The 2,753-nt window shown below is 64.4% G+C and carries 2 protein-coding genes; one reads left to right on the plus strand and one right to left on the minus strand.

Annotated features, from left to right (window positions below; translation table 11 throughout):
* A partial coding sequence (locus tag DBR20_RS00035; protein ID WP_146186911.1) for a TonB-dependent receptor occupies nt 1-189 on the plus strand: 189 nt, incomplete at its 5' end.
* A gap of 150 nt (nt 190-339) precedes the next feature.
* Here DBR20_RS00035 and DBR20_RS00040 read toward each other — a convergent pair.
* On the minus strand, nt 340-2,753 hold a 2,414-nt coding region (locus DBR20_RS00040; RefSeq protein ID WP_108264742.1), incomplete at its 5' end, for a TonB-dependent receptor.

Here is a 2,753-nt window from a genome sequence, read left to right on the forward strand (position 1 = left end):
GTGGGTCGTTTCGAACAGGAAGGTTATGCACTGGTCAGTGCGTTCGTGCGCTACCGCATCTCGCCGGAGTTCAGCGTGCAGGCCAACCTCAACAACCTGCTGGACAAGAAGTACTACTCGCAGATCACCGGTTACGGCGCGTATGGCGATGGCCGCAACGGTTCGCTGACCTTCACCTGGTCGTTCTGAGCAGGCGCGGGGCACGATCGCCCCGCACCTGTAGAGCCGAGCCCATGCTCGGCTGCCTTTCGCAACGTTGTGGGCGATCGAGCCGAGCATGAGCTCGGCTCTACATCCACATGGGGACGCCGGGCTGAGCCCGGCGCCGCCGTCCTCACATCAGAACCGCAGGTCCGCGCGCAGGTACCAGTAGCGGCCACGCGGGATGTCGTAGGTCGAGGCGTCATAGCCGTTCAACGAGCACGACAGGCAGATCGGCGGATCCTTGTCGAACACGTTGTTCAGACCGGCCGTCAGCTGCAGCCCCTTCATCCAGTCGATCTTGTAGCCCACCTGCGCATCATGGAAGGTGGTGGCCGACAGCGTGTTGGTGCCGGCAGCCTGGTTGCTGCATACCGGGAACGCCACGGCGTCACCGCAGTCTTCGGTCAGTTCGGAAATGTGGCGTACCGTCCAGTTGGCACTCCAGTTGTCCAGCGTCCAGCCGATGCTGGCGTTGCTGGTCCATTCCGGAATCGAACTGTCAGCCACTTCCACGCCGGGCTTCTGCGGCTGCCGCTGGCCGGCCGCACCGGTGGCCTCATAGCGACCGACGAACGTGTTCTTCCAGCCCAGCTTGAACTGGCCGATCGAGCTCTGCGGCAGGGTCCAGAACAGGTCCACATCCCAGCCGTCGGTCTTGATCGAACCCAGGTTGGTCAGGCGGTTGTTGAAGCTGCTGACCGCACCGGTACTGGCACGGGTGATGCCGTCGCAGTAGATCGGGTCCAGCGTATCCACGCACAGGTCCAACTGGGTCTGCGCGTTGATCGCCTGGATCGCGCCATCGATGTTGTGGCGATAGAAGGTCACTTCCACGTCGAAGCGTTCCGACCACGACGCATCGTTGCCGAACCAGGGGCTCCACACGAAGCCGGCACTGAAGCTGCGCGACCGCTCCGGTTCCAGCTCGCGGTTACCGCCGGTGGTCACCGAGATCTGCGAGTTGGCTTGCTGGAAGCCGGTCGGCACGCCCAGCGAGGCACAGTTGGCCGCACTGCCACGTGGCGGCGTGCCACCCAGGCCCACTGAGCAGGGATCGAACAACTGCAGGTCGGCGCGCGCAGCCGAACCGTACAGCTCACCGATCGACGGTGCGCGGAAGCCTTCGGCGTAGGTGGTACGCAGCACGAAGTCATCGGTCACCTGCCAGCGCAGGCCGTACTTGGGCGTGAACTCACCGCCGAAGGTCGAGTAATCCGAGTAGCGGCCGGCCAGGCTCAGGTCCAGCTTCTTGCCCAGTGCCGAGTCGGCGAAGATCGGCACGCTCAGCTCCAGGTACGCTTCATTGACGTCGTAGGAACCGGACGTCGGCTGCGACGGTACGCCGTTGTAGTGGCCGATCACCGTCAGCGGGTCAGGCTGGTACGAGCCTTTGTACTTGCGGTGTTCGAGGCCGGTGGCGAAGGACACCGGACCGGCCGGCAGGGTGAACAGATCGCTGGACAGGTTGGCGGTGAACAGGCTCAGTTCATTCTGGCTGCGGTCGCGCACTACCGGCTGGATCCAGCGCAGCATGTCCGGGGTGATCGAGCCTGCGCCACCGAAGATGTTCAGCGGCACGCAGCCTGGCGTGGCCGCGCACACGGCCGGATCACCCAGCGCCATGTTGACGTTGTAGATGTTGTAGCTGCCGTAGTTGGTCTGCTCGGCCTTGTTCTTGCTGTACATGCCGTTGACGTCCCAGTACCAGCTGCGGTCGGCCGCCTGGAAGTTGCCGACCAGGCCGGTGGCGAAGTACGTGGTGTCCACCTGCTGCTCGAACACGCGCGCGCCGCCTTCCACCGGGCGGCGACCGATCAGGCTCATGTTGCCCGACGACACCAGGTCGAAGCCGAACGGGTTGTACGGGTTCAGTGCCGAGACCACGATGTTGTCGGCCAGCGGATTGCCGGTGGCGCCATCGGGACCGAAGAACAGCGGCTCCGGGCCGGCCTGGTTGGTCGACTCGCGGCGGTTGCCCAGTGCCTTGACGTACCACTGCACGTTGTCGGTGATGTCGAAACGGAACTGGCCGAACAGGCCCTTACGCTCCGATGGTGTCAGCACCATGTTGTATTCGGCGAAGTTGAAGCGGTCGGCGCTGGTGAAGCAGTGGTAGTCGTCGGTGCGGTTGCAGCCGGCGCTACCGTCGTAACGCGGGCTGCTCACGCCGGTGTTGGGCACGATGTCCTGTTCGGCGCCGGTGTTGGGATCGACGAAGGCAAAGCGTCCCTGCGGGATGCCGCCGCTGCCGAAGGCCAGGCCGGTGCCGGGGATCGGGAAGCGCGACTGCTCGCGGTCCTTGGCATATACCGGGTCCTGCTTGGTCCAGCTCGCCCCCAGGAACAGGCTGTAACGGTCGCCACTCTTGCCCCAGGCCAGGTCCACGCCCTTCTGCGTGCCATCGCCCTTGCCGTACTGGCCATAGTTCAACGTCACCTGGCCGCCATCGAAATCGCGGCGGGTGATGATGTTGACCACACCGGCGATGGCATCGGAGCCGTACAGCGACGACGCGCCGTCTTCCAGCACTTCGATGCGTTCAACGATGG

This window comes from Stenotrophomonas sp. HMWF023, from assembly GCF_003060985.1.
Taxonomy (GTDB): domain Bacteria; phylum Pseudomonadota; class Gammaproteobacteria; order Xanthomonadales; family Xanthomonadaceae; genus Stenotrophomonas; species Stenotrophomonas lactitubi.